The organism is Methylobacterium sp. UNC300MFChir4.1, assembly GCF_900110155.1.
Classification (GTDB): Bacteria; Pseudomonadota; Alphaproteobacteria; order Rhizobiales; family Beijerinckiaceae; genus Methylobacterium.
The window spans coordinates 379,677-400,294 of sequence record NZ_FOCS01000001.1 but is presented as its reverse complement, the minus strand read 5'-3'; the positions used below and the strand labels follow the sequence as shown (position 1 = coordinate 400,294).

Annotated in this window: 16 protein-coding genes; 6 read left to right on the top strand and 10 right to left on the bottom strand. The window is 72.0% G+C overall.

Going from position 1 to position 20,618, the window contains the following annotated elements:
• Window positions 1–1,128, top strand: a complete 1,128-nt coding sequence (locus BMY19_RS01945) for a glycosyltransferase family 4 protein (protein WP_100250707.1) — start codon at window positions 1–3, stop codon at window positions 1,126–1,128.
• 50 nt (window positions 1,129–1,178) lie between these two features.
• Here the strand turns inward: BMY19_RS01945 and BMY19_RS01940 are convergent, their stop codons facing one another.
• Window positions 1,179–2,492, bottom strand: coding sequence for an MFS transporter (locus tag BMY19_RS01940; protein WP_100250706.1), 1,314 nt, complete (start codon window positions 2,490–2,492; stop codon window positions 1,179–1,181).
• A 179-nt stretch (window positions 2,493–2,671) separates the two neighbouring features.
• Here BMY19_RS01940 and BMY19_RS01935 point away from each other — a divergent pair, with 179 nt between their 5' ends.
• Window positions 2,672–3,823, top strand: a complete 1,152-nt coding sequence (locus BMY19_RS01935) for a dimethylmenaquinone methyltransferase (RefSeq protein WP_100250705.1) — start codon at window positions 2,672–2,674, stop codon at window positions 3,821–3,823.
• A 9-nt stretch (window positions 3,824–3,832) separates the two neighbouring features.
• Here BMY19_RS01935 and lptB read toward each other — a convergent pair whose 3' ends face one another.
• The 9 genes from lptB to BMY19_RS01890 all read right to left on the bottom strand — a co-directional run bounded on the left by lptB (window position 3,833) and on the right by BMY19_RS01890 (window position 14,811).
• Complete coding sequence (gene lptB, locus BMY19_RS01930; RefSeq protein WP_234082960.1) at window positions 3,833–4,630, bottom strand: LPS export ABC transporter ATP-binding protein; 798 nt, start codon at window positions 4,628–4,630, stop codon at window positions 3,833–3,835.
• 62 nt (window positions 4,631–4,692) lie between these two features.
• Window positions 4,693–5,379 (bottom strand): LptA/OstA family protein, encoded by a 687-nt coding sequence (locus BMY19_RS01925; RefSeq protein ID WP_100250704.1) that lies wholly within the window; start codon window positions 5,377–5,379, stop codon window positions 4,693–4,695.
• Window positions 5,376–6,095 carry an LPS export ABC transporter periplasmic protein LptC gene (lptC, locus tag BMY19_RS01920; RefSeq protein WP_042671243.1) on the bottom strand — a complete coding sequence of 240 codons (720 nt, stop codon included), beginning with the start codon at window positions 6,093–6,095 and terminating at the stop codon, window positions 5,376–5,378. The genes BMY19_RS01925 and lptC overlap by 4 nt, the downstream gene beginning before the upstream one ends.
• Before the next feature lie 229 nt (window positions 6,096–6,324).
• Window positions 6,325–8,157, bottom strand: coding sequence for a molecular chaperone HtpG (gene htpG, locus BMY19_RS01915; RefSeq protein ID WP_100250703.1), 1,833 nt, complete (start codon window positions 8,155–8,157; stop codon window positions 6,325–6,327).
• Window positions 8,158–8,288: 131 nt separating this feature from the next.
• Entirely contained in the window at window positions 8,289–10,172 is a 1,884-nt protein-coding gene (locus BMY19_RS01910; protein WP_244534820.1) for a potassium transporter Kup, read from the bottom strand.
• 279 nt (window positions 10,173–10,451) lie between these two features.
• On the bottom strand, window positions 10,452–11,324 hold the full coding sequence (gene nadC / locus BMY19_RS01905; RefSeq protein ID WP_091977714.1) for a carboxylating nicotinate-nucleotide diphosphorylase: 873 nt from the start codon (window positions 11,322–11,324) through the stop codon (window positions 10,452–10,454).
• Window positions 11,321–12,835 carry an L-aspartate oxidase gene (locus BMY19_RS01900; protein ID WP_100250701.1) on the bottom strand — a complete coding sequence of 505 codons (1,515 nt, stop codon included), beginning with the start codon at window positions 12,833–12,835 and terminating at the stop codon, window positions 11,321–11,323. Before BMY19_RS01900 ends, nadC begins: the two co-directional genes overlap by 4 nt.
• Complete coding sequence (gene nadA / locus BMY19_RS01895) at window positions 12,832–13,848, bottom strand: quinolinate synthase NadA (protein WP_100250845.1); 1,017 nt, start codon at window positions 13,846–13,848, stop codon at window positions 12,832–12,834. The genes BMY19_RS01900 and nadA overlap by 4 nt, the downstream gene beginning before the upstream one ends.
• 138 nt (window positions 13,849–13,986) lie before the next feature.
• Window positions 13,987–14,811, bottom strand: a complete 825-nt coding sequence (locus BMY19_RS01890) for an aldo/keto reductase (RefSeq protein ID WP_100250700.1) — start codon at window positions 14,809–14,811, stop codon at window positions 13,987–13,989.
• A 260-nt stretch (window positions 14,812–15,071) separates the two neighbouring features.
• On the opposite strand from BMY19_RS01890, the gene paoA reads away from it, so the two are divergent.
• The 4 genes from paoA to BMY19_RS01870 all read left to right on the top strand — a co-directional run bounded on the left by paoA (window position 15,072) and on the right by BMY19_RS01870 (window position 20,607).
• A complete protein-coding gene (paoA, locus tag BMY19_RS01885; RefSeq protein ID WP_100250699.1) occupies window positions 15,072–15,728 on the top strand; it encodes an aldehyde dehydrogenase iron-sulfur subunit PaoA in 657 nt (218 codons plus the stop codon).
• Between the two features lie 10 nt (window positions 15,729–15,738).
• Window positions 15,739–16,713: an FAD binding domain-containing protein gene (locus BMY19_RS01880; protein WP_100250698.1), complete on the top strand. Its 975-nt coding sequence runs from the start codon at window positions 15,739–15,741 to the stop codon at window positions 16,711–16,713.
• Between the two features lie 21 nt (window positions 16,714–16,734).
• On the top strand, window positions 16,735–18,957 hold the full coding sequence (locus BMY19_RS01875) for a xanthine dehydrogenase family protein molybdopterin-binding subunit (protein ID WP_100250697.1): 2,223 nt from the start codon (window positions 16,735–16,737) through the stop codon (window positions 18,955–18,957).
• A 108-nt stretch (window positions 18,958–19,065) separates the two neighbouring features.
• The gene (locus tag BMY19_RS01870; protein WP_100250696.1) at window positions 19,066–20,607 is read left to right on the top strand and encodes an acetate--CoA ligase; all 1,542 of its coding nucleotides are present in this window, start codon (window positions 19,066–19,068) and stop codon (window positions 20,605–20,607) included.
• Window positions 20,608–20,618: the final 11 nt, after the last annotated feature.

Here is a 20,618-nt window from a genome sequence, read left to right as displayed (position 1 = left end):
ATGCTTCGCATCGGCATCGACGCGCACGTGCTCACCGGCAAGCCCCAGGGCAGCCGGACCTGGCTCGTGAACATCATCGGGCGCGCCGCCGCGCGCCACCCGGACGCCACCTACGTGGTGTATTCCGGCGACCCGGAGGCCTGCGCCCGCATCGTCTCGGGCGACAACATCGAGCACCAACGGCTGCCGCGCGTGCCCGCGACCGTGCGGCTGACCCTGGTCTGGCCGTGGCTGTTCCTGCGCGACCGTCTGGACACGCTGCTGACCACCTACATCGCCCCGCCGCTGGTGCCGGGCGACCGGCAGGTGGTGGTGGTCCACGACATCCTGTTCGAGACGCATCCCGAGTTCTTCCCCTGGTCGATGCGCTGGCGGAACAAGATCCTGACCCGGCTCTCGGCGCGGCGCGCCAAGCTGGTCCTGACCATCTCCGACTACAGCCGCGACTCCATCGCCAACGTCTACGGCATCGCGCGGGAGCGCATCGCCGAGGTGCGCTGCGGCTCCACGCCGCCGCAGGCGGTCACGGAGCGGACGCCGCTCGCCGACGGGCGCCCCTACCTGCTGATGGTCGGCCGGCTGGAGCCGCGGAAGAATCTCGGCCTCGTCCTCGACGCCTTCGCGCGGCTGCCGCAGGGCGCGGCCCGGCTGATCGTGGTCGGCAAGGGCGACGGCGAGCGGCCCGAGACTCTCGACCGCCTCGCCCGGACGCCGGACGCGGTGCACATCGCCGGCATCGACGACCAGGGCCTGTCCGACCTCTACGCCCGGGCCGCCGCCCTGGTCTTCCCGAGCCGCGGCGAGGGCTGGGGCATCCCGGTGCTCGACAGCCTCGCCCGGGGAACCCCCGTCATCGCCTCGAGCCTGACGGCCATCCCGGAAGCCGGCGGCAGCGCGGCGAGCTACTTCGACCCGGACGCGCCCGACCGGGTCGACCGTCTCGCGGAGCTGATGGGCGCGGCGGTCGAGGGGCGGCTGCCCTTCGACGCCTGCGCCGCACGGGCCCACGCGGCGCGCCACGACTGGGACGGGCCGGCCGCCACCTTCGTCGACCTGATGCGCCGGAGCTTCACGGCCCGCACGCATCTGCGCGACCTGATCCTGGCCGCGCCGAACCTGCGGGGGTGAAGCGTGGGGGTGACGCGCGGGGGTGGCGCGAGAGGGCGCCGTCGGCCGGCCTAGCGTGCGGCCCCGAGCGCGCCGACGGCGGGGCTCTCCGGACCCGCGTCGGCGATGGGATCCTGGATCAGCGTCCAGTAGCCCAGGGCCGCCACCAGCGCGATCACGGCGTCGGTGATGAAGGCCATGGAGAAATGGCCCGTGCCGCCGACGATGAAGCCCGTCACGGTCGGCGCCAGGGCGCCGCCGATGTAGCCGCCGAAATTCTGCATGGCGCCGAGCGACGCCGTGCAGCTGGCCGGCGCCGCCACGGAGGCCATCGCCCAGGCCGACGACGAGCTCATGTAGACCAGGAACAGCGAGGCCGAGATGCAGGCGATCGCGAGGGTGTCGCTCGGCGTCAGCGCCGCCACCACCGTGAACGCGGCGGTCGCCACCAGGGAGCCGACCATCGGGATCTTGCGGCTGCGGATCGGGTCGACGCCGCGGCGGACGAGGACATCGACGACGCGACCGCCCAGGATCCCGCCCAGCACGCCGAAGGCGAAGGGGATCGAGCCGACGAGGCCGGTCTTCTGCAGGGTGAAGTGCCGCTCGATCTCGAGGTAGCTCGGCAGCCACGCGGTGTAGAGCCACGTCATGTAGATGCAGCCGAAATAGCCGACGATCATCCCCCAGCTGGTGCGGAACCGGAAGAGCCGCCGCCACGCGCTCCACGTGACCGCGCGGCCGGCGTTCGGGGCATCGCCCTCCTCCAGGAAAGCCCGCTCCCCCGGCGTCAGGTCGGTCTCGCGCGGGTTGCGGAACACGAGGTAGACGATCGCGGCGAGGACGAGGCCGGCCGCGCCCATGATGACGAACATCGCCCGCCAGCCGAAGCTCACCATCAGGAAGGTCAGCAGCGGCAGGGCCAGGAAGGTCCCGAGCGAGGAGGCGCAGTTCCAGATCCCCGTGGCGGTGCCGCGCTGGCGGATGTTGAACCAGTCGCGGGAGACGCGGGCGCAGGTCGGGAAATGCGGCGCCTCGCCGATTCCGAGCACGATCCGCGCGCTCACGAACTGCCAGAACGACGTCACCGCGCCGCCGAGCATCTGCCCGAACGACCAGCAGGTCAGGCCGAGCGTCAGCGTCAGGCGCGGGCCGAGCCGGTCGGCGAGCGCCCCGGCCGGCAGCTGCGCGAAGGCGTAGGCCCAGAGGAAGGCCGAGAGCAGCAGGCCCATGTCGGGGATCGAGAGGCCGAGATCCTCGCGGATCAGCGGGTTGGCCACCGCCAGGGTGGCCCGGTCGACGTAGTTGACGACGCCCGCCGTCACCAGCAGGGCGAGCGAGATCGTCTGGATGCGGCGCACGCGCGGCGTTGCGGCCAGGGCCATCGTGTCCTCCCCGAATGACGGGCCCCTTGGGGGTCTCCGCGGCCAGCCGGTCCTTCGCGACTCGTGGCGGCCGCGGAGCATTCTGCACCGAACGCCGCCGGACGGAAGGGCCGCCGCCCCTCGCCTCGCGGCGCCGGGCGTCGTAGACGGGCCGCTCCGTCACCCTCCGAGTCCGCCCGTTGCGCCTGATCCAGATCACCCACCACGACCTCGACGGCTACGGCGCCTCGACGGTCGCCGCCGCCTGCGCCCCGGTCGAGCGCGTCGTCCACGTGCCCCGCTACAGCGATGTCGGCCCGGTCTTCGAGGACGAGATCAAGCGCCTCGGCCGCGCGGTGGAGCGGGAGATCCTGCTGATGACCGACCTCGGCCTGGAGGAGCAGACCATCGCGGGCCTGAAGAAGTTCGCCGCGATGAATCGGCGCCGCGAGGACGGGCAGAAGCACCGCCTCGTGGTCCTCGACCACCACGCCTCCTCCCTCGACCAGATGCGGCGCCTGGGCCTGGACGCGGCGCCCGACGCCGAGCGGCCGGCGCTCCACCGGATCGACCTGGGCGACCCCGAGATCGCCGTGCTGATCGAGGACGACATCTGCGCCACGCGGATGGCCTTCCAGCACCGGGCCCTGTTCGCCGCGCACGAGCCCGCGACCGACCTGTCGAGCCTGCTCACCGCGGTCGACGCCCTCGACCTCTGGCGCAAGGAGAGCCCCGCCTTCCGGGGCGGCCTGGCCCTGGACGAGCTGTTCTGGGAGGTCGTGTCGAGCTACGTGCCGGTCGGGCATCCCTGGCACGACCGGTTCGTGTCCGAGATCCTGCTCGCGGCCGCCGCCGCCCTGCGGGACGGGGCGAGCCCGGCCGAGCTGGAGCGCCGCGCCTCGGCGCTCCGCGCCGGCGTGGTCGACACCCTGCTGCGCGACGCGCCGGACGACGATCCGGCGCTGACGACGCGCATGCGGCTCGCCCGGGCGCTCGCCCGCTCGGATTCCCTGTTCCGCCCGCTGAAGGACGGCACGCTCCTGTCCTTCGCCCTCGATTCGGGCACCTTCCAGCGGGTCTCCGACCTGATCATGGACGCGGGCCGGGCCAAGCGCGTGGTCAACGTCCAGCGGATGGGCACGCTGTCGTTCCGGTCCAACGACGGCACGGCCCTCGACGGCGCCCGCCTGTTCCGCGGCGGCGGCCACCGCGACGCGGCGGGCGGCCGGCTCCAGAGCGGCTCGGCCTTCTCGATGGCGGACGCGATCGCCCAGGTGGAGCCGGTGCTGAACCCGGAGAAGCCCGCGGGTTCGGACAGCCCCTTCGCGGCGCTGAAGAACTGGAAGGGCTGAGCGGCCGGCCTAGAGCCGGAAATCCTCGCCGAGATAGAGCCGGCGCGCGTCCGGGTTCGCCACGATCTCCTCGGGCGTGCCCTCCGTGAGGATGCGGCCGGAATGGGCGATGTAGGCGCGGTCGATCAGGCCCAGCGTCTCGCGGACGTTGTGGTCGGTGATCAGCACGCCGATGCCGCGCTGCTTCAGGTGCTTCACGAGGTCCTGGATGTCGCCGACCGCGATCGGGTCGATGCCCGCGAAGGGCTCGTCCAGCAGCATGAAGGTCGGCGACGAGGCGAGCGCCCGGGCGATCTCGCAGCGCCGCCGCTCGCCGCCCGAGAGCGCGATCGAGGGCGACTTGCGCAGGCGCGCGATGTCGAACTCCTCCAGCAGCGAGTCGAGCTTGCGCGCGCGCGCCTTGCGGTCCGGCTCGACCACCTCCAGCACCGCCCGGATGTTGTCCTCCACGGTGAGCCCGCGGAAGATCGAGGCCTCCTGCGGCAGGTAGCCGATCCCGAGCCGCGCCCGCTGGTACATGGGCAGGTGCGTGATCGGCAGGCCGTCCAGGGTGATGTGGCCGCGATCGGCCGCGACCAGCCCGGTGATCATGTAGAAGATCGTGGTCTTGCCGGCGCCGTTCGGCCCGAGCAGCCCGACGGCCTCGCCGGTGCGCACGGTGAGGCCGGCCTCGTGGACGACCGTGCGGGCGCCGTAGCTCTTGCGCAGGCCGCGCACGCTGAGGATGCCGAGACCGCCCTCCTCGGCCGCGGACCAGCCGTCGGCCTCGGCCGGCTGTTCGGCCTGCCGCGCGCGCCGGCCGAACAGCCGGCCGAGCCAGCCCGTCCGGGCCGGCTCCTGCGGGCCCGCCTGGAACGCCACGGCGCCGCTCAATCGACCTGCGCCTTCGGCCTGGGCGGCGGCTGGCTGCAGCCCTTCGCCTTACCGTCCTTGGCGTCGGACTTCTCGCCGGGCACGAACAGGGCCGAGACGCGGCCGCCCGCCACCGGGTCCATGTTCGCGCGCCCGGTGTTCATGTCGTAGACGAGCCGCTGCCCCCGGGTGACGTTCTGGCACTGGCTCAGGACGACGTTGCCGGTCAGCACGATCCGCTTGGCGTCCTGGTCGAACACCGCGTGATCGCCCGTGGCGACCTGGTCCTTCTGCACCACCGTCACCGGCCCGGCGCAGTCGACCTTCTGGATCCCGTTCTCGGCGGGGTTCCGCGGCGCCGCGTCGGCGCCCTCGTCCCGCGCCTCAGGCTTGGCGTCGCCCTTGGCGCCCTTGCCCGGCGCGTCCTTGCCCGGCGCGTCCTTGCCGCGCTTGTAGGTCACCGTCATGGTCGAGCAGCGGATGGTGCTGTCGCCCTGCACGGCTACGACGTTGCCGGCGAAGACCGCCTTGTTCTCCCGGTCGAACACGTCGAGCCGGTCGGCGTCGATCTTGATCGGGTCCTTGCCGCCGCCGCCGATATTGCCGAAGGGCGAATCCTTGCGCGCCGGCTTCTCGGCCAGCGCCGGGCCGGCGAGGACCAGCCCGGCCGCCAGGGCGGCGCAGAGGAGGCGGGCGGCGCTCATCGGGCACCGTCCGCGGCTTCGGCGTCCGAGGTCAGGATGCGGGCCTGGGGCTTCTCCCCCGGCGCGTCGCTGACGATGACCACGTGGACGTTGCCCACGAAGGAGATCCGCTTGCCGTTCTCGACGACGTCGAGGGTGTCGGCCTTCACGTTGGCCCGCGCGCTCGAGACGGTGACGGGCTCCTGCGAGCTGATGGAGCCGGTCTTGAACGCGACGGCGGCGGAGCGCAGGCGCGCCTCCTCGCCCTTGTCGGTCCAGATGCGGATGTCGTCCTTCAGGTCGAGCGCCTCGCGGGCGGTGTCGAACAGGCCCGACGTCGCCGAGAGGCGGGCGATGCCGCCCTGGTCGTCGGTGGCGATGTGGCCGCGCATCTGCTGCAGCTCGATCTGGCTCGGCTTGCGGACATCCTGGAGGGCGGCGTCGGCCGTCACCTCGTAGCCGCGCGTGCCCTGGCGGAAGCCCGAGAGCCGCGGGTTCTCCATGCGGACCTTGGAGCCGGCCAGCGTCACCGGGCCGACCGAGACGCCCGGCAGCTGCGCCGCGAAGGGATTGAACAGGTAGCCCAGCAGCAGCGCCACCGCGCCGCCGGCGACCACCGGGATCAGCCGACGCATGGTGCGCACGCGTCCGCTGTGGCGGTACGCCCGGGCGTGGGCCCGGGTCCGCGCCGCCGCGACCGCCTGTCCGTTGCCGGCTTCAGCCTCGACCGGGTTCATGCAGCGTCCGTGAGGCGCGCCCGAGGCGCGCGAGAGGGTTCGGCTCAGACGCCTGCGGCCCCCACCGCGCCCGCGCCTTCGGCCGGGCAATGATCCCGACCGGTGGCGAAGTTATGGCTCGACCATTTCCGAATGATCAACCGAACCCACAATCATCCCGAACGGATGTGTGTGGAGACACACGCCGCGCGCGCCGTCCTAGCAGCGCGCGGCGCGGGTCTCCGTAGTCCTACGCGCCCCGCGCGGCCGCGAGCGCCGCCGCCACCGTGCGGGCGAAGGCCGCCGGGTCGCGGGGGCTGTCGCCGTCCTGGATGCGGGCGAGGTCGAGGAGCGTGCCGGCGGCCTGCGGCACCTCCGATTCGGGCGCCGCGGCCAGCGCCCGAATCAGCGGGTGGCGCGGGTTGATCTCCAGGACCGGCTGCCCGGCACCGGCCCGCCCGGCCCGGCGCATGAGCCGCTGCATCTGCAGGTCGGGTCCGCCGGTACCGGCCGAGAGGACCACGGCCGAATCGACGAGCCGGTCGGTGGTGCGCACGTCCGAGACCTCGGCGCCGAGCGCCGTCTTCACGGCGGCGACGAAGGCGTCGATGCCCTCCGGCGCCTCCGGCTGCTCGCCCTCCGGCGCGAACTTCGACAGGTCGAGGCCGCCCTTGGTGATCGAGCGGAGCGGCTTCTCGTCGAAGGTGCCGAGCTGATCGGGCCAGAAGGCGTCGACGTGGTCGGAGAGGAGCAGCACCTCGAGGCCGCGGGCCCGGAAGCCCTCCAGCTGCGGCGACGACTTGAGCGCCTCGGCGTCGTCGGCGACGAGGTAGTAGATCGCCTCCTGGCCGTCCTTCATGCGGGACACGTAGTCGGGCAGCGAGGTCCAGCCCTCGACCGCCGAGGAGCGGAAGCGCAGGAGCGGCGCGATCTCGCCCCGGCGCTCGAAATCCTCGTAGATGCCCTCCTTGAGGACGGGGCCGAAATTCTCCCAGAAGGACTGGTAGCCCTCCGCGTCCTTGGCGCGGGTGCTGAGTTCGGAGACGACGCGCCCGGTGACCGCGCGGCGGATCCGGGCGAGCGCCGGGGTCGATTGCAGCATCTCGCGGGAGACGTTCAGCGGCAGGTCCTCGGTGTCGACGACGCCCTGGACGAAGCGCAGCCACGGCGGCAGCAGCTCGGCCTCGTCGGTGATGAACATCCGCCGGACATGCAGCCGGACCTTGCTCTGCCGCTCGTTCTCGAGGGCCTGGAACGGCTTCGAGCCGGGGATGAACAGAAGCGCGGAGAACTCGAGCTGCCCCTCGGCGCGCCAGTGGAGCGTCGCCCACGGCTTGTCGAAGTTCATGCCGATGGAGTGGTAGAATTCCTCGTACTGCTCCTCGGTGACCTCGGACTTCGCCTTGCGCCAGAGCGCGGTGCCCTGGTTGGCCGACTCGTCCTTGCCGTCGCGCACGACGGCGATCGGCACCGTGATGAAGTCGGCCCATTTCCGCACGAGATGGTCGAGGCGGTAGGGCTCGAGGTACTCGTCGGCATCCGCCTTGAGGTGCAGCACGATGTCGGTGCCGGGCTCGGCCCGCGTCGCCGGCTCCAGCGTGTAGCTGCCCTGCCCCTCCGAGGCCCAGGTCCAGGCCTCGTCGCTGCCGGCGCGGCGCGACGTGACGGTGACGCGGTCGGCGACCATGAAGGCCGAGTAGAAGCCGACGCCGAACTGGCCGATCAGGCTCGGCCGGTCCTCGGCCTTGGCGGATTCGAGCGTCTGCGAGAAGGCCCGCGTGCCGGAGCGCGCGATGGTGCCGAGGTTGGTGGCGAGATCCTCCTTGGTCATGCCGATGCCGGCGTCCGACACGGTCAGGGTCCGCGCCTCCTTGTCGGGCGCGATGCGGACCTTGGCGTCCGGCGGCAGCGCGCTCGCCGCCGAGGTCAGGGCCTCGAACCGCCGCCGGTCCATGGCGTCGGCCGCGTTGGCGACGAGTTCGCGCAGGAAGATCTCGCGGTCGGAGTAGAGCGCGTGCACGACGAGGTCGAGGAGGCGTCCCACCTCCGCCCCGAATTCGTGCCGCTCGATCGTCTCGCTCACGGGTGATGCCTCCGCTGTGGGGAAATTGCGGTGGCGATATGCTGGCGAACGGGGCCGTTTTCAATGCGAAAGACGGCCGGCCCCGGCCTCCGACGCGCGCCTCGGGCAGCGCCCCCGCGCGCCGCGGCCGCTCAGATCTCGATCTCGGTGCCCACCTCCACGATCTGCCGGGTCGGCAGGCCGAAATGGGCGCCGGTGCGCTCGGCGTTCCGCTTCATGAAGGCGAACAGGCCCTCCCGCCACGGCGCCATGCCGGGATGGGTCGGCGACGGGATCACCACCTCGTGGCCCACGAAATACGTCATGTCCTCCAGATATTCCGGCGGCAGCAGCCCGCTCGCCACCGCGCATTGCAGCCCCTCGGGGATCGAGGCGGTCTGCATGAAGCCGTAGCGCAGCACGACGCGCTCCATGCCGGGCGTGTACTTCGAGATCGCCTTGCGGATCCCCTGCGCCACCAGCGTGACCTGCGCCCGCTCGCTCGCCGGGATCACCGGCTCCTCCTCGTAGACGACGGTGATCAGCAGGATCCGCTCGTGCAGGCAGCGGCTGCGCTCCAGCAGGCGGCCGAGCGCCATCGGGATGCCCTCGGTGGCGGCGGTCAGGAAGGCCGCGGTGCCGGGCAGCGTCACCGGCGGGTGCGAGCCGAGGCTGGAGAGGAAGGAGGCCTCGGACATGCGCATGGTCTGGCGGACGGATTCGAGGACGTGGTTACCCTTCATCCAGGTCAGCATCAGGAAGGCGACCACGCCGGCGAGCAGCAGCGGAAACCAGCCGCCCTCGAACAGCTTCACGCTGTTGGCGGAGAAGAACACGAGGTCGATGCCGAGGAAGAAGCCGTTGACCGCGAGGACCAGGATCGGGTTGTAGCCCCAGCGGAGCGCGATCAGCGCGGCGAGGAGCGTGGTGATGCCCATGAGTGCCGAGACCGCGATGCCGTAGGCGCCGGCCAGGGCGTCGGAGGAGCCGAACACCACCACGGCCGTCAGGGTCGCCACGGCGAGCAGCCAGTTCACCGCCGGCACGTAGATCTGGCCGCGCTCGTCCTCATCGGTGTGCACCACCCGCATCATCGGCATGAAGCCGAGCTGGATCGACTGCTGGGTGAGCGAGTAGACGCCCGAGATCACCGCCTGCGAGGCGATGACGGTCGCCATCGTGGCGAGCGCCACCAGCGGGTAATGCGCCCAGTCCGGCGCGAGCCGGTAGAACGGGTTCTCGATCGCGCTCGGGTCGGCGATGATCAGCGCGCCCTGGCCGCAATAGTGGATCAGCAGCGCCGGCAGCACGAGGCCGAACCACGCGATCCGGATCGCCGGGGCGCCGAAATGGCCGAGATCGGCGTACATCGCCTCGCCGCCGGTCACCGCCAGGAAGGCCGCGCCGAGCATCAGGAAGCTGACATGCCAGCCGGCATGGATCAGAAAGTCGACCGCCCGGAACGGGTTGGCCGCCGCCAGGATCTCCGGCGCGTGCAGGATGCTCGGGACCGCGAGCAGGACCAGGACGACGAACCAGACGAGCATGACCGGTCCGAACACCCGGCCGATGGCGGCGACGCCCTTGTGCTGGACCAGGAACAGCCCGACCAGGATGGCGAGGGTGATCGGCACGACGTACGGCCCGAGCGCCGGCGCGTCGATCTTCAACCCCTCGATCGCCGACAGCACCGAGATCGCCGGCGTGATCGCGCCGTCGCCGTAGAGCAAGGCCGCGCCGACCAGCCCGACCACCAGCAGCAGTGCCTTCCACGTCCCCGGCCGGGCGTGCCGCGCGCCGAGCAGCGCCAGCATGGCGACGATGCCGCCCTCGCCGCGGTTGTCGGCGCGCAGGATCAGCACCGCGTATTTCAGCGACACGATCAGGATCAGCGACCACAGGATCAGCGACACCGCGCCGGTGGCCGCCGCCGGCACCGAGGCGCTGCCGCTGGTCGCGGCCTTCACGGCCTCCTTGAACGCGTAGAGCGGGCTCGTCCCGATGTCGCCGTACACGACGCCCAGCGCGCCCAGCATCAGCGCGCCGCCGGGCCCGTGCCGGACCGCGCCGGGCTTGCGCGCCACCGGCGCCGCCGGACGATCGACCGCCGGGGCAGCCGCGGAAGGCAGGGCTTGGCTCACGGTCGGGTCCGGTCGATGGCGTCGCGGTTGGCCGAAATCTTAGCGAGTCGGTCGCGCGGCGATAGACTCGGCAGATCTCCCGAGCGACCGCGGCGAAGACTTGTCACCCGAACGTGATGACAGTCGAGCGACCGCTTCGGCCCCGCCGCGCCGGCGGCGCGCGGGGCCCGCCGATCAGGCGGCGTCGAGCCCCAGGTCGATGATCGCCGCCGAATGGGTGATCCAGCCGCAGGAGATCAGGTCGACCCCCGAGGCCGCGACGGCCCCGACCGTCTCGCGGGTGATCCGGCCCGACGCCTCGGACAGGGCGCGCCCGTCGATCATCGTCACGGCGCGGCGGAGCAGGTCGGGCCCCATATTGTCGAGGAGCACCGCGTCGATCCCGACCGACAGGGCCTCCTCCAGCTGCTCCAGGCTGTCGACCTCGCACTCGATCTTCACCAAGTGGCCGGCCCGGGACCGGGCGCGCTCGATCGCCGGGACGATGCCGCCGGCCACCGCCACGTGGTTGTCCTTGATCAGCACCGCGTCGTCGAGGCCGAAGCGGTGGTTCGAGCCGCCGCCGGCCCGGACCGCGTGCTTCTCCAGGGCGCGCAGGCCCGGCGTGGTCTTGCGGGTGCAGACGATCGACGCCTTCCCGTGCGGGCGCGCGGCCTCGACGAGGCCGTGGGTGGCGGTGGCCACGCCCGACATCCGGCAGAGCAGGTTCAGCGCCACGCGCTCGGCCGTGAGGATCGCCCGCGCCGGCCCCTCGAGGCGCAGCACCACGTCGCCCGGCGCCACGCGGGCGCCGTCGCCGCGCTCGACCGTCACGGTGACGGCCGGGTCCACCAGCGCGAACGCGATGGCGGCGGCGTCGGTGCCCGAGATGACGCCGTCCTGCCGGGAGGCGATCACGCCGCGCATCCGCTCGCCCGGGGGGACGATGGCGTCGGTGGTGATGTCGCCGGCCCGGCCGAGATCCTCCAGCAAGGCGGCGCGCACCACGGGCTCCACGAGGAGCCGCGGCAGGGGGAGGATCTCATCGGAGAGAACCGACTGGGTCATGGCGTCAGCGCCTCCTCGGCGGACGGGGTCGCGGCGATCGGGTCGGCCAGCGCGGCCTCGGTGTGCGCGACCGGAGCGAGATGGGGGAAGTCGCTGCGCCAGTGGGCGCCGCGGCTCTCCCGGCGGGCGAGCGCGCCGCGGGCGATGAGCAGCGCCACGAGGGCGGCGTCGCAGGTCTCAGCCCCCGCCTCGAGGACGGCGACGGCTTCCTCGAGGCCGGCGGCGTCGCGCACGACGCCGACCCTGCGCTCCATCAGCGCGCGGATCGCCGGCAGGTCGCCGGCGGCACGGACAGACACGGCCTCGGGCACGATCGCGGCGGGCGGCGGCGTGTCGAGCCCGTCGGCGATGAAGCGCGCGTAGGCGAGGCCCTCCAGCAGGGAGTTGCTGGCGAGCCGGTTGGCGCCGTGGAGGCCCGTCGAGGAGACCTCGCCGCAGGCGTAGAGGCCCGGCACCGAGGTGGCGCCGTACGCGTCCACCTTCACGCCGCCCATGTGGTAGTGCGCCGCCGGGCGGACCGGGATCGGCTGCACGGCGGGGTCGATGCCGGCGGCGGCGCAGAGCCCCGCCACGGTCGGGAACCGCGTCGGCATCGCGGCGCCGAGCGCGCCGCGGGCGTCGAGGTAGACCGTGCGGCCCCGCTGCAGCGCCTGGAAGATGCCGCGGGCGACCACGTCGCGCGGCGCGAGGTCGCCGCCCGCGATGCCGGCCATCACGGCGGCGCCGTTCTCGTCGATGAGGCGGGCGCCCTCGCCGCGCAGGGCCTCGGTGGCGAGCGGCATCGGGTCGGCGCCGGCCGCGATGGCGGTCGGGTGGAACTGCACGAACTCCATGTCGCGCATCACCGCGCCGGCCCGGGCGGCGAGCGCCAGCCCGCGGCCGACGGCGCCCGGCGGGTTGGTGGTCGCCGCGTAGAGGGCGCCGACACCGCCGGTGGCGAGCACCACCGCGCGGGCCGGGATGCGGAACAGCGCGCCGTCGCGCTCGGCGACGATGCCGGCCACCGCCCCGCGCGTGTCCCGGAGCAGGTCGCAGGCCCGCGCCTCGACGACCTCCACGGACGGCGCCGACAGCACGGCCCGGACGAGCCCTTCGAGGACGCGGGCGCCGGTGGCGTCGCCGCCGGAGCGGACGATGCGGCGGCGGCCGTGGGCCGCCTCGAGCCCGAGGGCCAGCGCGCCGTCGTCGGTGCGGTCGAACGGGACGCCGATCCGCACGAGCCAGTCGATCAGCGCGGGGCCCTCCGCGGCGACCCGGAGCGCCACGTCGGGCTCGGTGAGCCCGGCGCCGGCGGCCTCCGTGTCGGCGGCGTGGAGCGCCGCCGCGTCGTCGGCGCCGACCGCGGCCGCGATGCCGCCCTGGGCCCAGCCGGTGGCGGTGCCGAGGCCGAGGGCCGAGGCCGTGACCAGCGTCACCGGGCGGGGCGCGAGGCGCAGCGCGACGCTGAGGCCCGCGACGCCGCCGCCGACCACGACGACGCGGTCGGCGCTGTTCGGGGAGATCGCGTTCATCGTGTGCGCACCTCGAGCATGCGCTCGACCGCGGCCCGGGCGCGGTCGGCGAGCGCCGGGTCGACCGTGACCTCGTGGGTCAACGTCTCGAGCGACCGCCGGATGTTGCGCAGGCTCATCCGCTTCATGTGCGGGCACATGTTGCATGGCTTGATGAACTCGATGTCCGGGTTCTGCGCCGCGATGTTGTCCGCCATGGAGCACTCGGTGACGAGTACTACCTGCTTCGGCCGCTTCTCGACGACGAAGTCCATCATCATCGCGGTGGAGCCCGAGAAGTCCGATTCGGCCACCACGTCCGGCGGGCATTCCGGGTGCGCGATCACGGTCACCCCAGGATAGCTGTCGCGGACGTCGCGGATGTCGGCCGGGGTGAAGCGCTCGTGCACCTCGCAGTGGCCGGCCCAGGTCAGGATCTCGACCTCCGGGATCTCGGCCTGGACGTTCTGAGCCAGGAACTCGTCCGGGATCATCAGCACGCGCGGGGCGTTCAGCGACCTGACCACCGCGACCGCGTTGCCGGAGGTGCAGCACAGGTCCGACTCGGCCTTCACGGCCGCCGAGGTGTTCACGTAGGTCACGATCGGCACGCCCGGGTATTTGGCGCGCAGGCCGCGCACATCCGCGGCGGTGATCGAATCGGCCAGCGAGCAGCCGGCGCCCATGTCGGGGATGAGCACGGTCTTGCTCGGATTCAGAAGCTTGGCCGTCTCGGCCATGAAGTGGACGCCCGCCAGCACGATCACGTCGGCGTTCACGTTCACCGCCTCGCGGGCCAGCGCGAGGCTGTCGCCCACGATGTCGGCCACCGTGTGGAAGATCTCGGGCGCTTGGTAGTTGTGCGCCAGGATCACGGCGTTGCGCTCCCGCTTCAGGCGCAGGATCGCCTCGATGTCGGGGGCGAGCGCCGGCCACTCGATCGCGGGGACGTGCCGGCTGACGCGTGCGTACAGATCCGAAAGGGGCAGGCCCGGGATCGTCGTGCGGGAGACGGGTGCAACGGTCGCCGTCATGGCGTCCTCCATTATGCTCAGTTTGAGCATTGTGCCGTCTAACTTATGGGGGCCGGACGCGCCTGTCCAGATATGCTAGCTGTGAGCATAAATCTTTTGCGGTGCGATGTTACGCTGCGCCGCCGAAGGCTTGAGCGCTCAGCAGAACGTCGCCGGGTCCGGCCCGATCCGGCCATCGGGCCTGTCGAGGCCGGCGATCCGCGCCATCTCGTCCGCGCCGAGTTCAAAATCGAACAGCGATATGTTTTCGGCGATGCGCCGCGGGGTGGCGGTCTTGGGGATCGCCACGCATCCGATCTGGATCTGCCAGCGGAGCACCACCTGGGCGGGCGTCTTCCCGTGCGCTTCCGCGATTGCGAGGATGACCGGGTCGTTCAGCTCCTTGCCCCGGCCCAGCGGGCTCCACGACTCGGTCACGATCCCGTGACGGGCGTCCTCCGCGCGCGGTTCTTTGCGCTGGAAATAGGGGTGCAGCTCGATCTGGTTGACGGCCGGGGCCACGTCGGTCTCGCCGATCAGCGTGGCGAGATGCTCGGGCGAGAAGTTCGACACGCCGATGGACTTCGCGCGGCCCTCCTTCCGGAGCTCGATCAGCGTCTTCCAGGTCTCGACGAACAGGCGACGCTGCGGGCACGGCCAGTGGATCAGGTACAGGTCGACATAGGGGAGACCGAGTTGCCGCAGGCTCTCGTCGAAGGCGCGCCGCGCCTCGTCGCGGCCCTGGCGGTCGTTCCAGAGCTTCGTGGTGACGAAGATCTCCTCGCGGGAGATCCCCGCGTCCCGGATGCCGCGCCCGACGCCCGCCTCGTTGCCGTACGCCGCGGCCGTGTCGATCAGACGATAGCCGGCGCGGAGGGCCTGTCCGACGAGATCCGGAGCCTGGGCATCCGAGAGCTGCCAGCAGCCGTAGCCGATCTGCGGGATGTGTCGGCCGTCGTTGAGCGGCAGGGTCGGGATAGCCATGAGGCGAGGCTCCGGTGTCGTGGTCCGATCAACCCAAACGCTCGCAGCGGGACGCGTTCCAAGGCGTCACCGTTCTCGCGAGCGCAGCGAAGCAAGGACGGAGCGATCGGGTCACGACATGGGTCCAGCGCCCGTAGCGGCGGAGCCGCGCTGAACGGGCGCAGTCTGGACAGGATCTAATCCATCCGGCCGGACGTTGGCGCACCAGATTCCAAGCTGCGCGCGGCGTCCCACGCGCGGTGCACGGGCTGGATGGCAGCATGACAGACGCGACTCCGACGAAGCCGCTCGCGCTGACGCGGCGGGCCGTGGTGGAGGGCTGTGCGGTGGCCGGCGCACTCGGCGCCCTCGGGTTCCGGCCCAATCCCGCGATGTCCGCGTCGGCGCCGGGCGATCCGGCTCCGCAGACCATGCCGGTGCGGCTCAGCATCAATGGCCAACGGCACGATCTCGTCCTCGACACCCGCACGACGCTCCTCGACGCTCTGCGCGAGCACCTCGCGCTCACCGGCACCAAGAAGGGCTGCGATCACGGCCAGTGCGGGGCCTGCACGGTCCTGGTCGACGGCCGGCGGATCAATTCCTGCCTGACGCTCGCGGCGATGCACGAGGGCGACCCGATCACCACGATCGAGGGCTTGGCGGACGGGGACAAGCTCCACCCGATGCAGGCGGCGTTCCTGGAGCATGACGGCTTCCAGTGCGGCTACTGTACGCCGGGCCAGATCTGCTCGTCGGTCGGCATGCTGAGCGAGGCCAAGGCCGGCTGGCCGAGCCACGTTACCGAGGACGTCGCGGCGACTCCGACACTCAGCGACGCCGAGATTCGCGAGCGGATGAGCGGCAACATCTGCCGCTGCAGCGCCTACCCGAACATCGTCGCGGCGATTCGCGACGCCGCCGCCACCAAACTCTGAGGAGGCGCAGATGAAGGCCTTTGCCTACGAGCGCCCCGCCACCGTGCAGGACGCCGCGAAGCTCGCGGCCGAGCGGCCGAACGCCAAGTTCATCGCTGGCGGCACCAACCTTCTCGACCTTATGAAGCTCCAGATCGAGACCCCGGCCACGTTGATCGACGTCAACCGGCTGCCGCTCGACACGGTCGAGGCCACGCAGGATGGCGGCCTGCGCATCGGCGCGCTCGTCCGCAACGCCGACCTCGCCGCCGACCCGCGGGTCCGGAAGGACTACGCCGTGCTGGCGAAGGCGCTGCTCGCCGGCGCCTCGGGCCAGTTGCGCAACAAGGCGACGACGGCCGGCAACCTGCTCCAGCGGACGCGGTGCTACTATTTCTACGACACCGCTATGCCCTGCAATAAGCGCGAGCCCGGCTCGGGCTGCTCGGCGATCGGCGGGTTCAACCGCATCATGGCAGTGGTCGGCGCGAGCGAGGCCTGCATCGCCACCAACCCGTCCGACATGAACGTCGCCATGCAGGCCCTCGACGCGACCGTGGAGACCGTCAACCCGGACGGGCAGGCGCGCAGCATCCCGATCGCCGACTTCCACCGGCTGCCCGGCGACACGCCGCAGATCGAGACCGAGCTGCGCAAGGGCGAGATCATCACGGCCGTGACGCTGCCGAAGCCGGTGGCCGGCACGCACATCTATCGGAAGGTTCGCGACCGGGCGTCCTACGCCTTCGCGACCGTGTCGGTGGCTGCCGTGATCGCCGGTGCCGAGGGCGGCAAGCCTCAGGCCGCGCGGCTCGCGTTCGGCGGCCTGGCGCACAAGCCCTGGCGGGTGGCCGAGGCCGAGACGGCGCTGGTGCAGACCGGCTCGGCCGACGCTGCCGCCGACGCGGTGCTCAAGGGCGCCCGCGGCTACGGCAGCAACGACTTCAAGATCCCGCTGACGCGCCGGACCCTTCGGGCCGTCGTGGCGCAGGCGACCCGCGCGTAGATCCCGGCAAGGACCGTTCCCATGGAGATGAACCAGCCGATCGGCCGGACGCCCCTCGACGACCGGCCCGACGGGCTCGTCGGCAAGCCGCTGAACCGGGTCGAAGGCAAGCTCAAGGTCACGGGTCACGCGCCCTACGCGTACGAGACCCGGGCCCTGAAGACCCCCGCTTACGGCTTCATCGTGCCGGCGGCGATCGCTTCCGGCACGATCCGGTCGATCGACGCGGAGGCCGCCCGCAAGGCGCCCGGCGCGATCCTGGTGATGACCCACGAGAACGTGCCCGAGCAGGGCGAGAAGAAAGAGCAGGTCTGGCCGCAGCTCCAGGGGACGGAGATCCGGTTCTACGGGCAGCCGGTCGCCTTCGTGGTCGCCGAGACCTTCGAGCAGGCGCGCGCCGCCGCGATGCTGGTCAAGGTCCGGTACGACGCGGCCAAGCCCAAGGGGCTGCTCAAGGACAGCCTGGCGGCGGCCTACGAGCCGAAGCCGGTCAACTCGCCGCCGGATTCCAAGCTCGGCGACTTCGACGCCGCCTTCGCGGCCGCACCGGTCAAGCTCGACGTGGAGTATGTCACGCCGAACCAGATCCACGCGCAGATGGAGCCGCACGCCACCATCGCGTCTTGGGAGGGCGACGGGGTCGTGCTCTACACGGCCAACCAGATGCCGAACCGGGGCCAGAAATCCCTCGGCTCGGTGCTCAAGCTCCCCCCCGAGAAGGTGCGCATCGTCAGCCCCTATATCGGCGGCGGATTCGGCGCGAAGCTGCAGGTCCAGCCGGAGGCGACGCTCGCGATCCTGGCCTCGAAGGTGATCCAGCGTCCCGTGAAGGTCGCGCTCACCCGGCAGCAGGAGTTCCACGTCGCGACCCACCGGACCGACACGATCCAGCGGATCCGCCTCGGCGCCGACCGCGACGGCCGTCTCTCCGCGATCAGCCACGAATCCTGGTCCGACACCGCCGAGGGCGACGGGTTCTTCGAGACCTCGGCCAACGTCACCCGCTCCCTGTACGCCGCGCAGAACCGCGTGACGCGCCATCGGCTGGTCAACCTCAACATGCCGATCGCCTCGGCGATGCGCGCTCCCGGGGAGGCCGTAGGCCAGCTCGCCTTCGAGTGCGCCATGGACGAGCTCGCCGAGCAGCTGAAGATCGACCCGATCGAGCTCCGGGTGCGCAACGAGCCGGCCGAGGATCCCGAGAAGAAAGTCCCGTTCTCGACCCGCAAGCTGGTGCCCTGCATGCACGAGGGCGCGCGCCTGTTCGGCTGGGACAGGCGGCAGGCCGCGGGCTCCCGGCGCGAGGGCAACTGGCTCGTCGGCATGGGCATGTCGGCGGCCGCGCGCCTCAACCCGCTGATGCCGTCCGCCGCGAAGGTCCGCCTCGGGCCGGACGGCGTGCTGGTGGTGCGGATGGCGATGACCGATCCCGGCACCGGCACCTACACGATCCTCACCCAGATCGCCGGCGAGATGCTGGGGCTGCCGCCCGAGCGCGTGCGGGTCGAGATGGGCGACACCGAGTTCCCGTTCGCGGCCGGCTCCGGGGGATCCTTCGGCGCCGGCTCGGCGGGCTCGGCGCTCTACGTCGCCTGCGACAACCTCCGGCAGGCCCTGCTCAAGGCCGGCGACCTCAACCCGGACGGCGCCACCTTCCGCGACGGCGCGGTCACGTCCGGCAACCGCACCGAGTCGCTCACCGATCTCGCCAAGTCCGGGCTGGAGGCCTCCGGCGAGATCAAGCCTGGAGAGATGAAGCAGAAGTTCTCGCAGTACTCGTACGGAGCGCACTTCGCAGAGGTCGGGGTCGACGTCGATACCGGTGAGATCCGGCTGCGGCGGATGCTCGGCGTGTTCACCGGCGGGCGCATCCTCAACGCCAAGACCGCGCGCAGCCAAGCGATCGGCGGCATGACCTTTGGCGTCGGCGCGGCGCTGATGGAGGATGCCGTGGTCGATCCGCGCTACAGCTTCTTCGTCAACCACGACATGGCCGAGTACCACGTGCCGGTCCACGCCGACCTCCCGGAGATCGACGCGGTGTTCCTGCCGGAGCTCGACGACAAGGCGAACCCGCTGAAGAGCAAGGGGCTCGGTGAGCTCGGCATCTGCGGCGCCGGCGCCTCGCTCGCCAACGCGATCTACAACGCCACCGGGATCCGGGTCCGCGACTACCCGATGACCCTCGACAAGATGCTCAAGGGCTTCGAGGAGCAGGAGGGCCAGGCGCAGCGGCGGACCTGAGGGCCAGACTGCCCGGGGGCCGCGCTCGCCGGCGGGGCGACGGCCCCAGTTGACGCAGGCGCGCCCAGGCGGGACACCCGGCGAAAAGCCGCCCGCGGGGAGCGCCCGGTGTCCGACAGCCAGCACGATGACCGCCGTCCGCCGGCCCGCTTCAACGCGGCGCGGTACTGCCTCGCCGAGAACGCGCGCCTGCGTCCCGACAAGACCGCCCTGGTGATGGTCGGCGACGGCACCGCGGACCGCCTCAGCTTCGGCGAAGTCGAGCGGGCGGTGCGCGGCATCGCGGCGGGTCTCCTCGGCCTCGGCCTGAGGCCCGGCGACCGGGTGATGATCCGGATGGACAACGAGGCCGACTACGTCCTCGTCTACTTCGGCGCCCTGGCGGCCGGCCTCGTGGCGCTGCCGTCCTCGCCACAGCTCACCGAGAGCGAGGCGGCGTTCCTCATGGACAATTCCGGGGCCGCCGCCGTGGTGATCGGAAGCGGCTGCACGGTCGCGCCCGAGGTCCTGGGCGGGCGCCTCCTGCTCGACGCCGCCGCGGTCTCCGCCCTGAAGGCTGGCCCACCCCTGCCCGACTACGCCGACACCGCCGCCGACGACCCGGCGATGCTGATCTACACCTCCGGCACGACGAGCCGGCCCAAGGGGGTGCTGCACGCCCACCGCGCCGCCTATGGCCGCCGCCCCATGCTCGACCACTGGCTCGGTCTCACCGAATCCGACGTGATGCTCCACGCCGGTACCATGAACTGGACCTACACGCTGGGCGTCGGCCTGAGCGATCCCTGGTCGGTGGGCGCGACCGCGGTGCTCTACAACGGCCCGCGCGATCCCGGAGTCTGGCCGCGCCTGATCGCGGCGTACGGCGCGACCCTGTTCGCCGCCGTCCCGACGCTCTACCGCCAGATCCTCAAGTACGGCGACCTCGGCGCCCACGACCTGTCGAGCCTCCGCCACGGCTGCGCGGCCGGCGAGCCCCTCGCGGTGGAGCTGCTGGAGGCTTGGCAGCAGGCCACCGGCAAGCCCCTCTACGAGGCGCTGGGGATGAGCGAGATCTCGACCTACATCTCCAGCGGCCCGACCATCCCGGTGCGCCCCGGCTCGCCCGGCAAGCCGCAGCCGGGCCGGCGGGTGGCGATCCTGCCCGTGGCGGGCGAGCCCGTGCCGCTCCCGGCCGGAGAGAGCGGGCTCCTCGCCGTCCACCGGACCGAGCCTGCGCTGATGCTCGGCTACTGGAACCGGCCGGAGGAAGAGGCGGAGGTCATGCGCGGCGACTGGTTCGTCGGCGGCGATCTCGCGCGCCTCGACGCCGACGGCTACCTCTGGTTCGAGGGCCGCAACAACGACCTGATGAAGGCGATGGGCTACCGGGTCTCGCCGAACGAGGTGGAGGCGGTGCTGTCGACCCACCCGTCCGTGGCGGAAGTGGGCGTCGCCGAGCTGCCGGTGCGGGCGGACGTCTCGGTCATCTGCGGCTTCGTGGTGCTGCAGGCGGGCGCCGAGCCCGACGCGGAGGCCCTGCTCGCGTGGTGCGCCGAGCGGCTCGCCGCCTACAAGCGCCCGCGGGAGATCCGCTTCCTCGACGCCCTGCCGCGGACGGCGAACGGCAAGGTCCAGAGGAAGCGGCTGGCCGAGGCGGTCACGGGATGATGCGCGGAGGC

Bases quoted from the DNA above. Each gene is read 5' to 3' on its own strand.
- BMY19_RS01945 (WP_100250707.1), top strand. From the start codon at position 1: ATGCTTCGCATCGGCATCGACGCGCACGTGCTCACCGGCAAGCCCCAG.
- BMY19_RS01940 (WP_100250706.1), bottom strand. From the start codon at position 2,492: ATGGCCCTGGCCGCAACGCCGCGCGTGCGCCGCATCCAGACGATCTCG.
- BMY19_RS01925 (WP_100250704.1), bottom strand. From the start codon at position 5,379: ATGAGCGCCGCCCGCCTCCTCTGCGCCGCCCTGGCGGCCGGGCTGGTC.
- lptC (WP_042671243.1), bottom strand. From the start codon at position 6,095: ATGAACCCGGTCGAGGCTGAAGCCGGCAACGGACAGGCGGTCGCGGCG.
- BMY19_RS01910 (WP_244534820.1), bottom strand. From the start codon at position 10,172: ATGCTGGGCGCGCTGGGCGTCGTGTACGGCGACATCGGGACGAGCCCG.
- nadC (WP_091977714.1), bottom strand. From the start codon at position 11,324: ATGACCCAGTCGGTTCTCTCCGATGAGATCCTCCCCCTGCCGCGGCTC.
- BMY19_RS01900 (WP_100250701.1), bottom strand. From the start codon at position 12,835: ATGAACGCGATCTCCCCGAACAGCGCCGACCGCGTCGTCGTGGTCGGC.
- nadA (WP_100250845.1), bottom strand. From the start codon at position 13,848: ATGACGGCGACCGTTGCACCCGTCTCCCGCACGACGATCCCGGGCCTG.
- BMY19_RS01890 (WP_100250700.1), bottom strand. From the start codon at position 14,811: ATGGCTATCCCGACCCTGCCGCTCAACGACGGCCGACACATCCCGCAG.
- paoA (WP_100250699.1), top strand. From the start codon at position 15,072: ATGACAGACGCGACTCCGACGAAGCCGCTCGCGCTGACGCGGCGGGCC.
- BMY19_RS01880 (WP_100250698.1), top strand. From the start codon at position 15,739: ATGAAGGCCTTTGCCTACGAGCGCCCCGCCACCGTGCAGGACGCCGCG.
- BMY19_RS01875 (WP_100250697.1), top strand. From the start codon at position 16,735: ATGGAGATGAACCAGCCGATCGGCCGGACGCCCCTCGACGACCGGCCC.